This is a genomic window from Caballeronia pedi, from assembly GCF_001544915.2.
Taxonomy (GTDB): domain Bacteria; phylum Pseudomonadota; class Gammaproteobacteria; order Burkholderiales; family Burkholderiaceae; genus Caballeronia; species Caballeronia pedi.
The window spans coordinates 1-20138 of the sequence record NZ_FCOE02000051.1; the positions used below are offsets into that span (position 1 = coordinate 1).

Annotated in this window: 16 protein-coding genes and 1 pseudogene; 3 read left to right on the plus strand and 14 right to left on the minus strand. The window is 60.9% G+C overall.

The window, feature by feature from the left end; translation table 11 throughout:
• Positions 1–79 precede the first annotated feature (79 nt).
• Positions 80–184: pseudogene (locus AWB80_RS45155) on the plus strand (substrate-binding domain-containing protein); the annotation flags it as partial.
• Between the two features lie 7 nt (positions 185–191).
• On the opposite strand, the gene AWB80_RS37990 reads toward AWB80_RS45155, so the two are convergent.
• The 6 genes from AWB80_RS37990 to AWB80_RS38020 form a co-directional block, all read right to left on the minus strand.
• Complete coding sequence (locus AWB80_RS37990; protein ID WP_061179774.1) at positions 192–1247, minus strand: AI-2E family transporter; 1056 nt, start codon at positions 1245–1247, stop codon at positions 192–194.
• Between the two features lie 1967 nt (positions 1248–3214).
• Entirely contained in the window at positions 3215–3418 is a 204-nt protein-coding gene (locus tag AWB80_RS43685; protein WP_143328226.1) for a hypothetical protein, read from the minus strand.
• Positions 3419–3477: 59 nt separating this feature from the next.
• A complete protein-coding gene (locus AWB80_RS38005; protein WP_061179777.1) occupies positions 3478–3924 on the minus strand; it encodes a DMT family transporter in 447 nt (148 codons plus the stop codon).
• Between the two features lie 22 nt (positions 3925–3946).
• Positions 3947–5200: an arsenic transporter gene (locus tag AWB80_RS38010; protein WP_061179778.1), complete on the minus strand. Its 1254-nt coding sequence runs from the start codon at positions 5198–5200 to the stop codon at positions 3947–3949.
• Positions 5197–6432 carry an MFS transporter gene (locus tag AWB80_RS38015; RefSeq protein WP_061179779.1) on the minus strand — a complete coding sequence of 412 codons (1236 nt, stop codon included), beginning with the start codon at positions 6430–6432 and terminating at the stop codon, positions 5197–5199. The genes AWB80_RS38010 and AWB80_RS38015 overlap by 4 nt, the downstream gene beginning before the upstream one ends.
• A gap of 7 nt (positions 6433–6439) precedes the next feature.
• Complete coding sequence (locus AWB80_RS38020; RefSeq protein ID WP_244206963.1) at positions 6440–7609, minus strand: metallophosphoesterase family protein; 1170 nt, start codon at positions 7607–7609, stop codon at positions 6440–6442.
• A 347-nt stretch (positions 7610–7956) separates the two neighbouring features.
• Here AWB80_RS38020 and AWB80_RS38025 point away from each other — a divergent pair, with 347 nt between their 5' ends.
• Positions 7957–9531 (plus strand): methyl-accepting chemotaxis protein, encoded by a 1575-nt coding sequence (locus AWB80_RS38025; protein ID WP_087131925.1) that lies wholly within the window; start codon positions 7957–7959, stop codon positions 9529–9531.
• Positions 9532–9666: 135 nt separating this feature from the next.
• Here AWB80_RS38025 and AWB80_RS38030 read toward each other — a convergent pair whose 3' ends face one another.
• The 8 genes from AWB80_RS38030 to AWB80_RS38065 all read right to left on the minus strand — a co-directional run bounded on the left by AWB80_RS38030 (position 9667) and on the right by AWB80_RS38065 (position 18304).
• On the minus strand, positions 9667–11067 hold the full coding sequence (locus tag AWB80_RS38030; protein WP_061179781.1) for a GntP family permease: 1401 nt from the start codon (positions 11065–11067) through the stop codon (positions 9667–9669).
• Positions 11068–11360: 293 nt separating this feature from the next.
• On the minus strand, positions 11361–12131 hold the full coding sequence (locus AWB80_RS38035; RefSeq protein WP_061179782.1) for an SDR family NAD(P)-dependent oxidoreductase: 771 nt from the start codon (positions 12129–12131) through the stop codon (positions 11361–11363).
• 67 nt (positions 12132–12198) lie between these two features.
• Entirely contained in the window at positions 12199–12495 is a 297-nt protein-coding gene (locus tag AWB80_RS38040; protein WP_061179806.1) for a DUF1330 domain-containing protein, read from the minus strand.
• A gap of 29 nt (positions 12496–12524) precedes the next feature.
• The gene (locus AWB80_RS38045; protein WP_061179783.1) at positions 12525–12983 is read right to left on the minus strand and encodes a cupin domain-containing protein; all 459 of its coding nucleotides are present in this window, start codon (positions 12981–12983) and stop codon (positions 12525–12527) included.
• 56 nt (positions 12984–13039) lie between these two features.
• A complete protein-coding gene (locus AWB80_RS38050) occupies positions 13040–13948 on the minus strand; it encodes an NAD(P)-dependent oxidoreductase (protein WP_061179784.1) in 909 nt (302 codons plus the stop codon).
• 23 nt (positions 13949–13971) lie between these two features.
• Positions 13972–15513 (minus strand): acetolactate synthase large subunit, encoded by a 1542-nt coding sequence (locus AWB80_RS38055; protein ID WP_061179785.1) that lies wholly within the window; start codon positions 15511–15513, stop codon positions 13972–13974.
• A gap of 84 nt (positions 15514–15597) precedes the next feature.
• On the minus strand, positions 15598–16821 hold the full coding sequence (locus tag AWB80_RS38060; protein WP_061179786.1) for a CaiB/BaiF CoA transferase family protein: 1224 nt from the start codon (positions 16819–16821) through the stop codon (positions 15598–15600).
• A gap of 43 nt (positions 16822–16864) precedes the next feature.
• Positions 16865–18304, minus strand: a complete 1440-nt coding sequence (locus tag AWB80_RS38065; RefSeq protein WP_061179787.1) for an aldehyde dehydrogenase family protein — start codon at positions 18302–18304, stop codon at positions 16865–16867.
• 680 nt (positions 18305–18984) lie between these two features.
• Between AWB80_RS38065 and AWB80_RS45680 the strand changes: the two genes are divergently transcribed.
• Complete coding sequence (locus tag AWB80_RS45680; protein ID WP_425266932.1) at positions 18985–19791, plus strand: IclR family transcriptional regulator; 807 nt, start codon at positions 18985–18987, stop codon at positions 19789–19791.
• Positions 19792–20138 lie beyond the last annotated feature (347 nt).

The window sequence follows — 20138 nt, forward strand, 5'->3', positions numbered from 1 at the left end:
ACGCAACGTCACATGTCCTCATCGATGACGAATCTGTTTCTCAAGGTATGCGCGGCGGGGCTCGTCGCGGCTTCGGTAGCCCAACCGGCTCGAACGCGGCGAGCCCGCCGACGCCGTCATCATGGTCGGCTATGCGCTCGATGAACTGATCAAGGCCGGCAAGGTCGCGCCCGGATCGCGCGTCGCCTCTTTCACTCCGCTGTCTCGTCTTCCCTCGCATAGATTTCCCAGGCTGACATGAAAAGCGCTGCAATGAGCGGTCCAATCACGAAGCCGTTAATGCCGAACACAGCCATCCCACCAAGGGTAGAAATGAGGACGCACCAGTCCGGCATTCCGACATCTTTTCCGACGAGCAAAGGCCGCAGCAAGTTGTCTACCAGTCCAATGACGACGACACAGAACAAGACCAGAATGACTCCCTTCGTAATCGCACCCGTAACGAGGAAATAAACTGCTGCCGGTGCCCACACGATCGAGGCGCCAATGGCGGGAAGTAGCGACAGGAAAGCCATTAGCACGCCCCAGAGCAAAGCCCCCTGAATCCCGAGGAACATGAAAATCAATCCGCCAAGCACCCCTTGCACGGCCGCAACGGCGATATTCCCCTTGACGGTCGCGCGCACGACGGTGTTGAACTTTGAAATGAGGTGCTCTTTATGATGGGACTCAAGGGGCAAGGCACGTCTGATCCGTCGCCCGATCTCCCCGCCGTCGCGCAAGAGGAAGAAGACAAGATAGAGCATCACACCAAAACTGATGACGAAATCGAAAGTGTTCTGCCCGATACTCACGGCCTGCGCTGCCGCGAACTGGCTGATGGCGGCAGCGCCGTCGGTGAGACGCTTTTGAATGCCCGCAATGTCAGTCAGCCCGAATTTACCTAAGGCCGCTTGCATCCACGAGGGCAAAGCGTGGACCGCATGTTGCAAATACTCGGTCATGTGCGGCTGGGCGGCTTTGAGCTGAGTGTATGCAAGCGCGATCTCCTGGACCATTGTTGCCGCCAGCACGGAAAGCGGCAGAATAACGATCAGTATGGTTCCAAGCAATGTCGTTAGTGCTGCCAGATTGCGGCTCTTACCAAGGCGAGCGGCTAGATAGCGCTGCATGGGTTGGAAGATGATGGCGAGAATCGTTCCCCAGAAAACTGCTCCGAAAAATGGCAGCAAGATCCACACAAGCGCACCGGTGACGACAGCCAGCAACAGGTAAAAGAACTTCTTGTGAACGGTATCTTCGGTCATGCGAGCGCCTGCATATTGAGAACCACGGGTTGAGATGTTCGGCCCCGACGCCAGAACCGTTTAAGCCATCATTGCGGCGCAAGCGCGACGTCTCCAGTTCACCTTGGGGAACAAGTTCCTTTCGGCGACTCCAAAGGCGTATGCCTTCATCTGCGGCGCGCGCGCGAAGAAGAGTAGAGAAGCCGATCGCGCGTGGTAGGCGCGCCAGGCGCTTAAACGAATGCTGCGTCTCGCACGCCGACTTAGGCGCCGACAGATTTGCGCGCACTGAGCCTTCGCAAATCGCATTCCCGCCTGGTTGGAATCGGCGCTACCAGCGAGACAAGGGAGCGACAGTCGCCCTCTGGTGCGTCACAGGCGAAAGCTTGCAATCGCGACGGCCGGGAAAGAGCAGCAGCATTTAAAAACATTAGGGCACACTGGGACTCAATCAACTGCGCCGGAGGTCTTCGCTTAACTGAAGAAACGCTTCGCGGGTGGTTTCACCGCGCGCATAGCCTTCCCGCAAAATCGCCCCGGCATTCGGCTCGTCCCAATCATGCTTTGTCGCCCCTTTGCCGACTCCACTGTCACGCGATTGCTTGACTTGCCAGACCGCAAGCGGCATCGCCTGCCACGTGTCCCCGCCTATAACTCCCGCGGGAATCGGCAATCCGCTCATTGGCTCACTGCGGCGGAGACGTTACTCCGGGTGCGACGGGAACGCCGGCGCTGGGAGGGACCCCGGGCGAGACCTGAGTCATCTGACCCGGCGTGCCAACGGCTTGAGCGTCGATTACCCGGCCCCAGGCTGTCGTCAACCCGCAGCCTTGAACGGCCAGCGTCTGCCCCGCAATCAATAGCGATGCGGCTTGCCAAGCTGCCGATGGCGGCATCCGCACGATTGTGCCGTCAGCGAGCAATGCACCGTTCACGTCACCTGCCGGTCCGTGGAGCGGTTGCAGCACTTTGCCCTGGACCGTCATCTGCTGCGCCCCTGGAGCCGCCATTCCCGGCGGTGGAGGCGGAGGCAAGAGTCCCGGGGCCGGTGGCCCTGTGTCAATCACGGTCGCACCGCTGCGGGTATCGGTGATAGACACTGCGACTACCAGAGACACTGCGGCTGCGCGATAGCCGCGCACGCTGACCGGGTCACCCGCCTTTACCGCGCTAGCGAGCTGAGATGTGAGGTGAGGCGGCAAATGAACCTCCGTGCCGTCCGTCAGAATGACGCCATCGATTTCGCCAATCGGCGTGAGGGTAAAGCGCTGAACGGTGCCGCGGGTTTCAGGCAACTGATTCGGATCCACTGTCCCGGGCGCAGGCACAAAGACCTGCGGCGGAGGCGGAGGCGGGGGTGCCACTCCGGGACCCGGCGGAACAGGCGCACCAGGCGCGGGTGGTGGGGGCACCTGCGCGCAGGCGGACACAAACACGATAAAACTCGCGGCACTTAAAGCAGAAAACTTCAGGCTGTGCTTCATGAGATCCTCCGTGACGAACGGGTCGACAAGTGTCAACGAAATGTCGTGGAGATAAATGCAATCTCCGCGCCAATTCGAAGTCCCTATCCGCCGGGCATGCAGCCGATAACGCCTTCGAAGATGTCTGGTTTCCGGACACCCGCTGTCCATTTTGTTGACGACTTCCCTCTCGTCTTCCATCTCTTCACAGATGCGAAGGTCGCGCACCAACGCGGTCCTCCTTAGTCTGGTCCACGGCCGAACCTGTCCTTCGCACGCCTATTCAGATGGCGCGCGTCATGTCCTTCCCAAGCTGCGCTCACCTAAGAAAAACAACCCCACGCGAGCTGCAATCGAAAGTATCGCGAGCACGATTGTGACCACAAGCATCCCTGGCTCAGCCCGAGACGCGCGCCCAGAGCGCTTGATCAACAGTTGAGTCTCGGCCTGGCGCGTTTGAGTAATCAAGAGTCGAATCCGGCCCATGTGCTCGCGATCCACGGTGCTTAAAATCAGTTCGCGGGCCTATCCTGTGCCTTCGCGATCGAGCGCGTCGAGCGTACTGGAAAGTTCGTCGAGTTTGTCTTTCAATGCCTGCTCGAGCGAATTCACACACGCAACCGTCACTTGATAGGCGTGTTCGATCAGGTCGCGCTGCGCAAGCAAAAATCGGTGATTGACCAAAGATGTCGCAGCCGCAAGGATCGCCGGGGCGACAAGCGAAAACACGCGCAATCGAACGTGTTGCGATCACACCGCCATCCGCGCGGAGGGCTCACGACACTCGTTCAAAAGCGCATGACGAGCGCAACTCCGGCCACCATCAGCAGCGTACCGAGAAATCGCAACCATGTGATTGGATGCTCCGCAACCCCAATCAAACCAAAATGATCAATCGCGACCGAAGCGACGAGATTCGCGCAGATGGTCAACCCGTTGAGGGTGCCGACCCCAACCTTCTGCACCAGTGTCAGACCAGCGAAGACGGCCACCGCGCCGACAATCCCTCCGAGCGGCGCCCACCATTTCATGTTGCGCAAATCGTCCAGTGTTGGAAGCGGGGTTGGTTGAATACAGAACAATGCAATGGCAATAAACGTCACCAGCAGGAAGGACACGCTAGAGGCCAGCCACGGATTGACTAGCGAGCCCTTCAGCTCACCATTGATCGGGGCGCCTGCGGCCTGAAGGATGCCGCCGATGATGATGAAGGGGTATATCCATGCAGTGCTCATTGTTCTTCTCCACTTGTTTGTTTCAATTACCCATGACGAGCCGGGCACCGAGTGCGAGCAAAAGCGCCGGCAGCATCACAGCCAGGCCAACCTTGAAGAACTGCATGAAGGTGACTTCTTCGCCTTCCCGACGAATGGACGAGAGCCAGAGAATCGTCGCGAGTGATCCCGTAATCGACAAATTCGGCCCTAGGTCCACCCCGATCAACAACGCATCAATCACGCGCTCGGGACTGTGCGCCTGTAGAGCGGTCGCACTGGCAATCAGCCCCGCGGGCAGGTTGTTGATCGCGTTACTGCCGAGTGCGATGACGACGCCCGAGACCGCTGCCGTCACCGACTGGTCCTGGTGCGTCGCCAGGGCCAACAAATGTGAGAGCCTGGCGATGACGCCCGTATGACCGAGCATCTCCACCAGTACAAAAAGACCGGCGACCAATGGCAGCACACTCCATGAGATCTCGCCTACAAGTTCGATAGGAGACTGACGCTCCTTCAAGAGCACGACCAAAGCCGTCAGAATGCCAAGGATGGCGGTCGGCAATCCGAGTTGCATGTCGAAAGCCGAGACTGCCAGCAAGGCAATCGCCGTCACTCCAATCCCCGCTAACGTAACTTTGCCGTTGGCACTGAGTTTTTGGACGGGCAAGTCACAAGCGCAGACACCTTTCAGCTCGCTGCTTTGAGTCCAGCGGAGCATTGCGAAGGTCGCGGCAATCGAGAGCACGGAAGGCAAGGCGAAGCGCGCAACCCAGAGCGCCAGGGCCGGCGTGTGATTCGCATAAAGCACGAGATTGGCAGGGTTCGAAATCGGCAACACGAAGCTCGCCGCATTGGCGATGAACGCGCACACATACAATAGCGGTAGCGGCTTCGTATCGGCCTTTTTCGCTGCGGCGAACACCGCCGGCGTCAGCACCACGGCCGCCGCATCGTTCGACAGAAACGTCGTAACAACAATGCCGACCAGATACACAAGCAAAAAAAGCTTGCGCGGTGAGCCCTTCGCATAGTTCACGGCGAGCACCGCGATCCAGTCGAACAAGCCTTCGCGGCGGCCAAGTTCAGATAGCAGCATCATGCCAATCAGAAAAAGGTAGACGTCCGTACCCTTCCCTACCGCCTCCCAAGCCAAATGCACGGGTAGAAGCCCAAGCGCGACCAGCATCAAGGCTCCGGCTACGGCCCAGATCGCCTCGGGCCATTTGAACGGGCGCAAAATGACGCCGGCAGTCGCAGCGAGCGCGATGCCCCAGGAAAGAAGAATCGGATTCATGTGGCGAGTGACGGATCGGGTGCAGAATCTGCGTGAATGCCGCAGGCTTTTTTGAGCGCGGCGCCAAAGAAGAGCCACAACGCGAGGGAGCCCATCGACACGGCGCCCAGCGCAAGAAAGGCGGTCGCATAGCCAAAGTGCTGCGCAAGCGTCCCTCCCAAGGCGGGACTGAACGCCGCGCCGAGGCCTTGTACGGTCATGACCACACCTTGACCGACGTTGACGCGGCCGGTCCCTTGCAGAAGCCGAACCACGAGCGCCGGCACGGCGACACTTTGCAGACCTGCCCCGATGCCGTCGAGTGCTTGTACCGGCCACACTCCCCAAGAAGTTATGAACATCGCGGCGACCACTCCGCGCAAGGGCAGCGCCAGAAAGGTCACGAGGATGACACCCCAATAGCCCATGCGCTGAATAAGCCGGTTCGCGAAGAATGCGGCCGCCACCATGACGAGTTGTGCCACCACAATGGTCTCCGCGGTGAAGGCGCTAGGATTACCCTTATGCGCGGCGACGACAGCGAGACCGTAGAGCGGCAACATTGCGGCATTGCCCAGGTGGAACATTGCGAGCGCGGCAGCAAGCAGGAGCAACGGCCTGCAAGTCAGCAAAACGCGAAATCCGCTTGCCTGTTCATGTTCAGAGGGCGATGACGCGCCCGCTAAGCCGCGTGCGCTATCGTCATCGATCGCGTCGCGGCGGATCAAGAGCGTGAAGATGACCGACATCACGCCGAACACGCCAGCCAATGCGAACACCGCGCCGAATCCATAGCGCCATCCCATCCACCCTGACAACGCGGCGGCCACAACATTGCCCGCGTGGTTGGCTACCTGGTTGCGCCCGAACTGCCGATCGAAGCCCTTCTCACGGACGATGCCCAGCGTTATCCCTGCCACAGCTGGCCCGAGCGCGGCACCGGTCACGGCGGTGAATATCTGTGACGCCGCGACCATCCAGTAAGTGTGGGAAATCCATAGCACCAGGGAGGCGAGTGTCGTCAGCACGCCCGCCACGATGATGATGCTGCGCTTGTGATGGGTCGCATCGACCAGCGCACCAGCGGGTGATGTGGCGAGCATGCCGGCGATGCCGCCGAGGGTCATGACCGTCCCAATCGCTTCCGTATGCCAGCCGTGAGCCTGGAGAAAGACACCAAGAAACGGACCGATGCCAGCCTGCACATCGGCCATGAAGAAGTTCAGTCCTTCGAGCGCGTATTGGGGGTTCATGAGCCGCTCACCAGTGTCGTCCGTTCTTGTTCGGTCCCAGTTGCGATCCCAAGATGCCATGCTCGGGCCACGCTTCCACCACGTGGGCGTCCGAACCCAGCGGACCTGCTTGCGGCGAGAGCCTGGAGGCGGCATGAGCGGCCGGCAGTTCGATCGAATCCTGGCCGGTTCGGCCATCGGCAGTCTGCGCGGTCACGGTCAAACGCAGCCGCTCGGACGTCGCAATCGACGGCAACGGCGCCTGCCACATCCCCGTTTCGTTGGCGTCAGGTGCGAGTGCGATCCGGACGCCGTCGAGGTCCGCTGCCACGGCGACGACCTCGTCATCCGACACCAACACGCGAACGAGCGGCTTCGCTTGCGTGGCATTTAATGCAACGCGTCTGCGATAGAGACGCCAGTCACACGGGTGCGTAATCATGACGAAGGGAGGCTCGGCATCGAGGCGATGAAACTTCCAGCTCACTGCTGCGCCGTCTACCGCGACTATCGAGAATCCAGGCTGACCCTCATCCTCTTCGATCTGTCCCGTCGAACGGGTTGCGGCGTAAATGACGTAGCCGTCGTTCAAGAGTTCGTTGTAGTGGGTGTGCCCCGTATCAACGACGGCGACATTTGCCCGGGCGAACGCGAAAGCGAGCGATTCGCCGTCGACAACGTCCCCCGGATATGCATGCATCAACACCACCGGCGCTGCCCGATCAAGGTTCGACCGGTCCAGTTCCTGATCGAGCCAGTTGCGATCCTGCGTGGACAACCGAAAATCCGGCCCTCCGCGTCCTGCCGAGACAATGTCGAGAAAGATGCATCGGTGACCCTTCACCATGCGTGACATCGGCAATCGTGTGCCGGAAAAGGCATTAAAAGCGTCGAGTTGCCCCGCCTCATAGTCGTGATCGCCCGGGATAGCGTACAGGGGCAGTTTCAGTGCGCGGAGCACGGCGAGAATCCGCTGAAACTGCTCGGTTGTTCCGTTGTTTGCATTGTCGCCAGGCAGATACGCGAAATCGACGCGGTCCGAGAAACGGCGGTTCACCTGTTCGATCATCGACTGCAGATGATTCAGACTTCCGAAATCATCATCAGACGATGCATGAAGGTCCCCAAAGTGCACCCAACTCAGCATGTCGGTTACTCCTTTGTCTTGAGCAAAGGTGAATTGCAAAGGTTGTGCCATTCGCTCGAGTTCCGACCACTCAATAACTTGCGTGTTATTTCGATCGAAGTGTGTCAAGAAACCCGACAGCATGTGTCGGGTTTGTTGACACCTGGAAGCTACGAAGCAGAATCCGACCTACCGAGGGCTTGAGTTGCATATCTTCCGGTCGCGTCTGGACCGGTACAGAAGGGTTTTCAGAAAATTAAAAGTCTCGTCAAACGTTTTCCGGTTCGCGTCCACCTTCCGTTCATCTTTAGCCACGCTGCAAGTTGCCGTAAGCAAGACAGCACAGCCTCAGGCGATCAATAGCCTCGCGGTAAGTCTGTGCGATCGACTGCCATCCACGAGACAAGGACGAGAGTGAGATGAACTTCCAGGGAATGCGAGTAAAAACCAGACTCGCGATCGGCTTCGGCGTACTCACGGGCGCACTGCTGGTTGTCGCGGCGCTCTCGATCGAGGCGCTCCACGAATCGAATCAGCGCTTCACGTCGTTTGTCGACGGCATCAACGCGCGGGCGGAACTCGCCGCGAGCGTGCGCACAGCAGTGGATCGTCGCGCCATTGCTGCACGCAACCTCGTGCTCGTCACGAAGCCGGCTGACCTCGAGGTAGAAAAAGCCGCCGTCGTACAGGCGCACGAGGACGTGCAGCGCGATCTGCGCAAGTTCAACGAACTGGTTTCGAGCGCGACGGATGTGCCGCCGGAAGTGCGCGCGCGCGTCGCCGAAATCAATCGTGTCGAGTCGCAGTATGGACCCGTCGCGCTCGACATTGTCGATCTCGCACTCAAGGGCAAACACGCCGAGGCGATCGCACACATGAACGACGAATGCCGGCCGCTGCTCGCCGCGCTCGTCAAGGCAACGCAGGAATACTCTGATATGACGCACGCGCGCGAAACACAGCTCGTTGCGGAATCGGCGGCGCATTACGCGTTCTCGCGCATGCTACTGCTCGGCGTGTGCGCGCTCGCGGTGTTCGCGGCGATATTCGCCGGTCTTGCGATCACGCGAAGCATCCTGCGCGCGCTCGGCGCGGAGCCCGACACGCTGAGCGACGTCGCGAAACGCGTTGCGGACGGTGACCTCAGACCCGTCGCGGACGCGGGCAAGGCGCCCGCCAACAGTGTGCTCGCGTCGATGAGCACCATGCAGTTGAACCTCGTGGAGCTTATCGGCAACGTGCGTGCTTCGGCCGAGAGCATCGCGACCGGTTCAAACCAGATCGCTACAGGCAACGTCGACCTGTCGACGCGCACCGAGGAGCAGGCAGCATCGCTCGAAGAAACTGCGGCGAGCGTGGAGCAACTCACGTCCACGGTGCGGCAGAACGCCGAGCACGCGCAGCATGCCAACACGCTGTCCGCCGATGCGTCGGCCATAGCCCAACAGGGCAACGCCGCGGTGAGCCGCATGATCGAGACGATGTCCGATATCAGCGCACGCTCCGGGCAGATCGCGGAGATCACCGGCATGATCGAAGGCATCGCGTTCCAGACCAACATTCTCGCATTGAACGCGGCCGTGGAAGCCGCACGCGCAGGCGAGGAAGGACGCGGCTTCGCGGTGGTCGCGGCGGAAGTGCGCAGCCTCGCGCAGCGCTCGTCGAGCGCCGCGAAGGAGATCAAAGAGCTGATCAACGCTTCAGTGGGCCGCATCACGGAAGGTTCCAAATTCGCCGGCGACGCCGGAGCGACCATGACTGACGTGTTGCACGCCGTATCGAAGGTGCGCGACATCATGAACGAGATCGCGGCGGCATCGAACGAACAGAGTCGGGGCATCGAGCAACTGAGCCAGGCGATCGCACAAATGGATCAAGTGACGCAGCAAAATGCGGCGCTCGTCGAGGAAGCGGCAGCAGCATCGCAATCGCTCGACGATCAGGGGCGCCGCTTGACCGACGCTGTGTCGTTCTTTCGTCTCGCGACACACTGATTCACCGAAGAGCAACAAAAACAGCGCCCGCCGGATTTACATGCTCTGCGGCGGGAATTGGACACCAGCGTATGGAAACGCCAACGCATGCCTTCGGCGAAGCGAGCGAAAATTGAGTGCACCGAGACGCCCCCTTCAGAACAGGCCCGTCGCGTAGTAGACGGCGATGACAAAACCCACCGCGAGCGTCTTGATCAGCGTGATTGCGAAGATCTCCCGATAGGACTGCCGATGCGTCAGGCCAGTCACGGCAAGCAACGTGATCACGGCGCCGTTATGCGGCAGCGTGTCCATGCCGCCGCTCGCCATCGCAACCACGCGATGCAGCACATCCATCGGAATGTGCGCAGCCTGTGCGTTTTTGATCAGTAAATCGGATGTGGCGGCAAGCGCGATGCTAATGCCACCCGACGCGGAACCCGTGATTCCGGCCAATGTGCTCACCGACACGGCGGCATTGACGAGCGGATTCGGAATCGTCTTTAACGCATCGCTGACCACCACGAAACCCGGAAGCGCCGCGATCACCGCGCCAAAGCCGTATTCCGATGCGGTGTTGATCGCAGCGAGCAAAGCGCCAGCCGCCGCCGCCCGGCTGCCGTCCGCAAGCGCCGCGGACACGCGGCGAAAGGCCGTGCAGACAACGAGTGCGATTCCGAGAATCAGCGCAGCCTCGACCGACCAGATGGCGGTCACCGTCTTGATTGAAGTCGTTACCGGGACGTGCACGCCGGGAAGCACCTCCGGTGCAACGGTGTACGAAGGCCCATACCAGAGCGGAATCCACTTCGTGAAGCAATAGTTCGAGACGCCGACGAGGATCAGCGGCATGATCGCCAGCACCGGATGGGCCAGCATGCTCTCCGCCACGCGCTCCGGTTCGTTGACCAGCGACGTGCCGTAACCTTCGCCCTTTGCCATCGCGCTCTTTCGCCGCCATTCGAGATAGATCAATCCGATGACGAGCATGAATACAGAACCGCTCATCCCAAGCGCAGGTGCGGCCCAGCCGGTGGTCTTGAAAAATGTGGACGGGATGATGTTTTGAATCTGCGGCGTGCCGGGAAGCGCATCCATGGTGAAGCAGAACGCGCCGAGTGCAATGACGCCTGGCATGAGCCGCTTCGGAATATTGCTCTGCCGATAGAGTTCCGCAGCGAATGGATAAACTGCGAACACGACGACGAATACCGACACGCCGCCGTAGGTCAGCAATGCGCACACGGTGATGATCACGAGGTTGGCGCGCGAACGACCGATATATCGGATGGCGGCGGCGACAATGGCGGCTGCGAATCCCGATATCTCGATCAACTTTCCGAATAACGCGCCAAGCAGGAACACTGGAAAGTAGAGCTTCACGAAGCCAACCATCTTCTCCATGAAAATGCCCGAGAATACTGGCGCGACGGCTGCGGGGTCTGTGAGGAAGACCGCTCCGAGCGCGGCGATTGGCGCAAAAAGAATGACGCTGTAGCCGCGATACGCCGCGAGCATCAGAAACGCCAACGAACAAAGAACAATTACCAAGGCCATACCTGTCTCCGGACTCGACTATCTTTTTCGGTTTTGATTTTCAAACTATCTGTAAAAACTTCGGCTGTTTCAAAAATATCGTCTCTTTATTATTTAGCTATGCGAATTTAGTAGGAGTGAGATAGTGCGTCGAGCACTACGAGCTGGAGTCTCGCTACCTATTCCGCCCGCTTGTCGAAACGCTCATGCGATATCGACGTTTCCGCCCCGGTTTCCAGACACCGCATTGACAACTACATGCACGTTCGCGATGGACACCTCGTCGGCGCGGCCACCCTCGATCTCGATGCCCATCACGAGATCGAAAAGCCGCCGTCGATTGCGAAGATTTGCCCTGTCGTCTTCCTCGATTCGTCCGATGCCAGGAACAGCGCGGTCATCGCCACTTCGTCCGGCTCGACGAGGCCGAGCAACTGACGCTCGCTCGTTTCGTTCATCACCTCCGGTTGCGTTTCGATGAGACCGAGCACGCGTCGGGTCGTCGTTACCGCTGGCGCGAGCGCATTGACGCGGATGCGATGGGGCGCGTACTCGACGGCCATCGAACGCGTAATCGAAGCGATGCCGCCCTTGGCGGCCGTATACGCGTCCTTTCCTCGCGTGCCGACGAGCGCAAACACGGAGCAGCTATTGATGACCGACCCTCCGCCGGTTTCAAGCATGGCCGCAATCCCATACTTGCAGGCGATCCATGTGCCGAAAAGATCGAGTTTCACCGCTCGCCAAAACTCCTCGGCCGGGCAATCGGTGACGCGTGCGTCGATCGCGCTCGATCCTCCTGCGTTGTTATAAAGCACGTCGATCCTTCCGCCAAATTCGACCGCCGACTTGATGGCTTCGCGCACGCTATTCTCGTTCGTGACGTCGGTCCGCACGAACTTCGCCTTGCCGCCGTGTCTGAGGATGGTTTCGGCAACGGCTTCACCGCTGTCTGCATCGAAGTCCGCAATGATGACTGCCGCGCCCTCCAGTGCGAACCGCTCGGCCGCGGCCCGTCCAATGCCCGCGCCCGCGCCGGTGATGAACGCCACCTTTCCTGTGAGTCGGCCTTTCGCTTCGATCATTCTGCCTCCGGTTATGTGCGCAATGAGTTCCGTTCGTCGATAGAACTAGCGCAGCGTTCGTGTGCGTTCAGTTCGTACCGGCGAGACACATGACTCGCGCATCTGCATTACGTAGTCGTAGCGGCAGGATGTCCTGATAAGCAGTCGATGCATACCATTCTTGCGCGCGTTGGAGGCTTTCGAATTCAAGCACGACAATCGTGCCGCCATCCATTGTTCCTTCCAGCACGTTTTGCGTTCCGCCGCGAATCAGGAACACGCCGCCATATGCATCGAGTGTTGCCTGAACCTTGCTGCTGTATTCGTTCCACTCAGCGTTGACGGAGTGGATATTCACTTCGGCAAAGATATAGCCTTTGGTCATTTGGAGTTCCTCTGCGTTCGACATGTCGTTCAACGTTGGGAAGCGAAAGCCTCGGGCGGGTCGCACGCCACCGTGCCCATCTTTGCCGGCACGGACACTTCGAGAAGCTCAAAGTCTTTCGAGACGGCGATCTCGTTATGCTTGAGCCCGCCAGGAATAAGCAGCGATTCGCCTGCGCTCACGCGAATCTTGCGTCCATCCTCGATCAGGAGATCGACCCAGCCTCGCAACGTGAAGATGAATTGGGACTCGCACAAGTGGTAGTGCCAGCCGGTCTGCTGCATATCGCCCGTGGCAATCGTGAGTTGCGCGCGCATGCGGCCGCCCGTGGCATCAGTGACGCCAAGATCGCGATATCTGAAGAATTCGCGGCGCCCGGGCACCAGCGGTGCGGTCTCCGGAGTGGCATAGGCAAGTTTCGCAATCGGCTCGGCGGTGTCGCTGGCTGTCGCGGGAGAAGCGGCTTTATCGCTGTCGACGGAATTCATGATTTTCTCGGTTGGGTTCGAATAGTTGAGTGACGTAATGGAGGCGGCCCTTGGGGTTATCGTCGTGGTACGCCACGAACCGTCACGCCGCCTCGCGCTTCCACGATTTTGAGGATGGAAGTGAAGTCGTCGCTTCTCCGGCCTTGTTCGATGGCGCCGTGCCAGAGGTTTCGCGCTTCATGCAGCACAGGCACCGGGACATCGAGCGCTTTTGCTTCAGCAATGGCGAGTTCCACGTCCTTCGCCACGATCGACATGTGCGCACCGAAGTCGAATGCCCCGCAGATGGCGAAGCGGGCGAGAATATCCGCGGCCACGCTGTGGCCGGTGCTAGACCGGATCACCTCGACCATGGCGTCCGCATCGAGTCCCGCCTTCGCGCCGATCGTGAGTGCCTCGGAAGCCACGGCCATGTTGGCTGCGAGCATGATGTTGTTCACGAGCTTCATCGCCTGGGCCTGGCCGGGCTGTTCGCCAAGCCGGCAGATTGTCTTTGCGATGAGTGTGAGCCACGGCATGGCGGTAGCGACGACCTCGTCATTGCCGGACAGCATGATCGACAAGGTGCCCGCGCGCGCCGCAGCGGGACCGCCGCTGACTGGCGCATCGATGGTCGAGATGTTCGAGGCAGCGAGCCGCTTCGCATTCGACGAAACCACGGTCGGCCCTAGCGTGGACATCTCGATGTACGTTCGCACGGCCTCGCCCGCAGCCACGGCATCCTCTCCGAACAGTACGCGTTCGCACACGTCGCTGTTCGGCAGACAGGCCATGACAACGGTCGCTGCATCCGCCACTGAGCGCGGGCTGGCATGCGCGATCGCGCCAGCTTCGACGAGCGGCCCGACCGCTTCCGGATTCGGGTCGAACACATGTAGCGTCGAGCCTGGATGAATGAGCCGCAGGGCAATCGCGGCGCCCATATTTCCGAGGCCCAGAAAGCCGAGATGCGTGATATCGCTCACGATGTTGAGTCTCCGTGATTTGTTCAGATGATCAGTTCGATCAGGAAAGGCCCGTTCTGCTGGAAGCTTTGCTTCATCAGGTCCGCGCACGCTTCGAGTGTCGTTGCGCGTGCTGCTTCCACGCCCATGCCATTGGCGAGCTTCACCCAGTCGAGATCGGGATTGGAGAGATCGAGCATGCCCATCGCGGTCGGGCCAGGAATGGCGCCGACATTCTGGTATTCGCCAATCAGGATGTTGTATTTCCGGTTGCTGAGAAGGATCGTCGTGCACGGCAGTTTCTCGCGGGCCTGTGTCCACAAGGACTGCAACGAGTACATCGCCGAGCCGTCCGCCTGCAGGCTGATGACGCGCCTCGAACCACCGCTCGCCACCGCCGCGCCGGTCGCTACAGGCAGGCCGTCGCCGATGGCGCCGCCCGTCAGTTGGAGCCAGTCGTGCGGCGCGGCCCCATGAGTGAGCGGGTAAAAGCCGCGCCCGAACGAGATGCTCTCGTCGGACACGATGGCGTTCTCCGGCATCAGCGCGGCCAGCGTCTGCGCGAGGCCTTCCTGCGTCGGCGTGCCCCGGCCCGCTTCGGGTCGCGGACCGGCATCAGGCATGGCGGCAGGCGGCGCATCCAGCGCGTCCGCGAGCGCCAGCAATGCGGAAACGGAGTCCTGATCGACCCGCGACAAGGTGTGAATCTGCGCCGTGCTCGAATATTGAATGGAAGGCTTGCCGGGGTACGCAAAGAACGCGACGGGTGCTTTCGCATTGACCAGAATGATGTGCTGGAACGGCTCCAGCAGCTTGATGGCCTGATCGGTGTTGTACGGCAGGCGCTCGATCGGCAAGCGGCCACGTCCGCGTGCGACGCGCCCGTTCACATACTCGTACTTCAGTGTCGCGCCCGTCGCGCTCGCGATCCGCCATGCCAGCTCCTGCGCTTGCGGCATCGCGCTGTGTCCGCCGAGCAGAATCAGCACGTTCGAGTTGTGCCGCAGGATGCGCGCGGCCGTCTCGACCGCGAACGGATCGATGGCGGGCGCAGCGGGAACGGCCATCGCGCGCGCGGCGACGCCGCCCGCGTCCCACGACGTATCGGATGGCAGAATGAGTGTGGCGATCTGTCCAGGCGCGGTGCGCGCCGCAGCCACCGCCGCCGCTGCATCCCTGCCGACATCGGCCGCATTGCGGCTCGTGCGCACCCAGCGCGACACGGCACTTGCGAGGCCAGCGGTATCGGCGGTGAGCGGTGCATCGAACGGCTGATGATAGGTCGCCTGATCGCCCACGATATTGACGATGCCGCTATTGGCCCGACGCGCGTTGTGCAGGTTGGCCCAGCCGTTGGCGAGTCCCGGTCCGCAGTGCAGCAGCGTGCTCGCGGGCTTGCCGGCGACACGGTAGTAACCGTCGGCCATGCCGGTCACGATGTTTTCCTGTAGGCCGAGCACGCAGCGCATGCCCGGGATCTGATCCAGTGCCGCAACGAAGTGCATCTCACTGGTTCCCGGATTGGCGAAGCAGGTGTCGATGCCCGACTCCAGCAGTGTGGTTACAAGACTCTCAGCGCCATTCATGCCGTGCTTTCTCCAATTCAACGATATGCGACCAGGCCGGCAAGGCACGCCTGCCCGGTTCGCGATTGCAGCAGTGCCGCTCTTTCATACGATCGCGCGGTTGCGTAGCGCCTCGATATCGCCCGCACGCATCCCGCAGAGCGATGCGAGCACCTCGTCGGTGTGCTGACCGAGCGTCGGCGGCGGGGTGTCGTAGGTCATGGGGGACGCGGACATGCGGATAGGACTCGCCACGCTCGGCACGTTGCCTGACAACGGGTGCGCAATGTCCACCCGCATCTGCCGATGCTTCACCTGTGGATGCTCGAATGCCTCCGCGATGGTGTTGATCGGCCCGGCGGGCACGCTTTTCCGGTTGAGCTGGACGGTCCACTCGTCCACCGTGCGCGTGCGCATGATCTCTTCGAGTATCGGGATGAGCACGTCGCGATGAGCCACGCGTCCGGCGTTGGTCGCGAACCTCGGGTCGGCCGCGAGATGAAGGCAGTCACCCGTCTCGCAGAACTTCGCGAACTGGCTGTCGTTGCCGACGGCGATCACCATTTTTCCGTCCTTCGCGTCGAACACCTGATACGGCACGATGTTCGCGTGTGCATTGCCTTGCCGGCGCGGCGTCGTCCCCGAGACGAGGTAATTCAGGTTCATGTTGGCCATCGTCGCCACCTGAACATCGAGTAACGCCATGTCGATGTACTGCCCTTCGCCCGTTGTGGCCCGCTGCGCGATGGCCGCGAGTATCGCGACCGTCGAATACATGCCGGTCATGATGTCCGCAAACGCGACGCCGACCTTCTGCGGCCCGCCACCTGGACACTCATCGCGTTCGCCGGTGATGCTCATGAGGCCGCCCATGCCTTGCACGATGAAGTCGTAGCCGGCCATCCCGGCGAGCGGTCCGGTCTGCCCGAAACCCGTCACCGAGCAATAGACGAGACGCGGGTTGAGTTTCCGCAGGTCTTCGTAAGACAGACCATAGCGGGCCATGTCGCCCACCTTGTAGTTCTCGATGAATACGTCGGCCTGTGCCGCGAGCTGACGGACGATGGCCTGACCCTCCGCACGCGCTAGGTTCAGTGTCACGGACTTCTTGCCGCGATTGGCGGCGAGATAGTAGGCGGCTTCGCTCGTGGGTTGACCTTCGGGGTCCTTCAGATAAGGTGGCCCCCAGCCGCGCGTATCGTCGCCGCTTCCGGGCCGTTCGATCTTGATGACTTCTGCTCCCAGATCCGCGAGCGTCTGACTCGCCCAGGGTCCGGCGAGCACGCGCGACAGATCCAGCACGCGTACACCGGATAATGCTTTGGACATCGCTTGTCTCCTGCTTGAGTCGTGTTGCTGCATGGAACAGTCTTCAGGCATGCGCCCAGCCGGATACTGCCTTGACCTCGAGAAACTCTTCGATACCCCACACGCCACCCTCACGTGCGCGACCCGATGCCTTGATCCCGCCGAAAGGCGATCCGGCTCCACGCGGTTTGCCGTTCATCTCGACCATGCCGGAGCGCAGCCGCGCGGCGACGCGATTGCGTTTCTCGCCGTCCGTGGATTGCACGTAGTTGGCAAGGCCGTAGGGCGTGTCGTTGGCAATGGCGATGGCTTCATCCTCGGTATCGAACGGGATGATCGACAGCACCGGCCCGAAGATTTCTTCGCGCGCAATGGCCATCCGGTTATTCACGTCGGCGAAGACGGTCGGACGAACGAAGTAACCCGCCTCGTGTCCGTGTGGGCGCCCGGGACCGCCCGCCACGAGTCGCGCGCCTTCGTCGATGCCCTTTTCGATCATCTCCTGGACTTTCATGAACTGCGCCTCGGACGCAAGCGGCCCCATGTGCTTGCCCGGCTGATACGCGACGTCGACGGCCACGCTTTGCGCGATCTCGCGCGCTTGCTCGACCACACGCTCGTAGATCGACCGCTCGACCAGCATGCGCGTGGGTGCGTTGCAGCTTTGTCCCGTGTTCTTGAAGCAATGGAGCACGCCGCGCTTCACCGCGCCTGCATCTGCGTCTGCGAAGACAAGATTCGCGCCTTTGCCGCCGAGTTCGAGCGATACGCGCTTGAGGGTCTGCGCCGCCGCGATCGAAATGGCGATGCCCGCGCGCGTCGAACCGGTGAAGCTGATCATGTCCACATCCGGATGGGACGAGAGCCGTGCGCCCGCTTGCGCGCCATCGCCATTGACGAGATTGAAGACGCCTCGTGGAAAGCCGGCTTCGTCGACATACTCCGCGAAAAGCAGCGACGACAACGGAGCGATTTCCGAGGGCTTGAGCACCGCGGTGCAGCCCGCGAGCAATGCGGGCACGACCTTCAGCGCGACCTGGTTCATCGGCCAGTTCCACGGCGTGATGAGGCCCGCTACGCCGATCGGTTCCATCAGGATGCGGTCATTGGGAGCGTGCGGTCCCAACGGGCGTTCGAACCGAAAGTCGCGAAATGCGGTGATGAAGTTTTCGATATGGAAAGCACCGGCGCCGACGTGATCGTTCGCGGCCAGGTCGATGGGCGCGCCCATTTCCAGGCTGATCATCTTCGCCATCTCGGGCGCGCGACGCTTGTAGATCGCGAGGAGCTGCTTCGCGAGCGCGAGGCGCTCGTCCGGCGCGGTGCGCGACCAGTCGGCGAAGGCACGGCGCGCCGCATCGACTGCACGATCGATGTCGCGTTCATCGGCGGCTGAAATGATCGCGCAGGGCTGTCCGGTCGATGGATCGAGCACGGGAAGCGCGCGCGCCGTGAGCGGCTGGACCCAGCGCCCGTCGATATAAAACTTTCTTTTTTCAAGCACGATTTCTCTCAGGCGGCAGATTGCAAAATCGACGCTTCCCGCGATAAACGCATGCTCTCGATCGATACGAAGGAAGGGCGGGAAGTACCAATGGCCGAACGGTAAGCTCGCTCTTTCATCGTTGCAAATAGGGATAACCCGTTGTCTATAGGACAACGTTTAAGATGCCCGTCGGCCGGTCGTTTCACCGTGCCCAACATGGTCGAGTCGAACCAAAAGGAAACGCGGAAAACCGCCATTCCGCGAGAAAAGCGGGCCGCGCGCCGCGGAATCGAGGCAGCGCGCGGGCATCTCTGCATCGAACACCCAGCGTGCCGAGTTTTGCGAGTTCGTCAGGGAGGAAGCCTGGAAGGCGTCAGCCGGAGGAGATCGCCAAGGGGACAGCCTTCGTCATCGGCAGTGCTCGCGCGACGGGCGAATGCGCGCGCGAGCGTACCCTGAAGGGCGGCATCGGCCGGACCGGACAGCGTGGTGCAAATGGTAGAGTTAACCGCGCTCGGGCGCGGATCCCCACGTTACCCCGGCGTTTGCCGAAGCCCGTCCGCAAGAGGTCTCTTCGTTTTCCACTGGCCGAGGGACTCGCCCGTCGGATCAAATCGACGATCTGAACCAAGGAAATAACCGCATTGCCCACAACGAAAAGACGAGCCACGCAGACCTCGACGCCATCCAGGCAAGAATTGTCTTCCGGGTCCGCCGAGGGTGGCGGCGGCCGACGTCGCATCCAGTCGGCGGACAAGGCGACGGAAATGCTTCTTGCGCTCGTCGCCGCTGGAAAGGCTGCGCCGTTACGAGAGCTAGCGCGTGCGGCAGGCATGCCGAACAGCCTTGCGCATCGTTATCTCGCCAGTCTGACTGCGAGCGGTTTGGCGGTTCAGGACGAAATCACCGGACTTTACGACCTCGGTCCCGCTGCGATTCGCATCGGCGCGTCCGCGCTCGGACGGCTCGATCCTTTGAGGCTTGCCGGCGAAGCCATGCCGCAATTGGTCGCCGACACAGGTCTTCCTACTCTGCTCAATGTTCTCGGTGATCGCGGCCCAACCATCGTCCGCTGGGAGCGCAGCTTTGTTCCCTTCATCACGACGCTGTCTGTCGGATCGACATTCCAGTTGACCAACTCGGCAACGGGGCGCGCGATGCTCGCGTTCATGCCCTCTCAGATAAGAGATCATCTGATCGAACTGGCTGTATCGAAGAATCACGAAAAGCCGCCGTCAGATCTGCTCGACCGTCTGGCAACGGTTCGTCGGCGTGGGTATGACGAAGCGGAGTCCGTCCTCATTCCGGGCCTCGCCGCCATAAGCGCGCCAATTCTCGATGTGCAGGAAGAAGCAGTTGCCTGCCTGACGTTGATTGGCGCGAGCGTCGAAGTATCGTCGATCAAAGAAATGGCTATCGCGCGGCTGGTCGAAGCGAGTTCGCGCGTATCGCAGGCTTGCGGAAGCCGGTTCTCGCTTGGAGGCGGTGGAGTCGCGGACCTTTGACCCGCAGTAGCCGGCGCTCATCTGTGACATCGATCGGAATGCCCCGACTTACTGTTACGGAAGAGCTTCGAGGGGCGTGAGCACTGCACGAATGGTTCACGTGGGGCGGGGCCAACGGGCGGCAATTGCTTCGGACTGTTTCTGCACCGCAGCGATGAACGCCGTCATGCACTCGGCGCGTCGAAGTCATTCGCCTTCCTTCCGGGCTTTGGGATTCTCGGGTCGCCAACCCGTGCGCCATCTGGAACGTCACCGTGATCGACCTGAGCGCGTCGCTCGCCTCGTTGTGATGTTTTGGGATTGCACTCTGAACGTGAAGCCCGGTCTATCGCTTGCGACCAAAATTC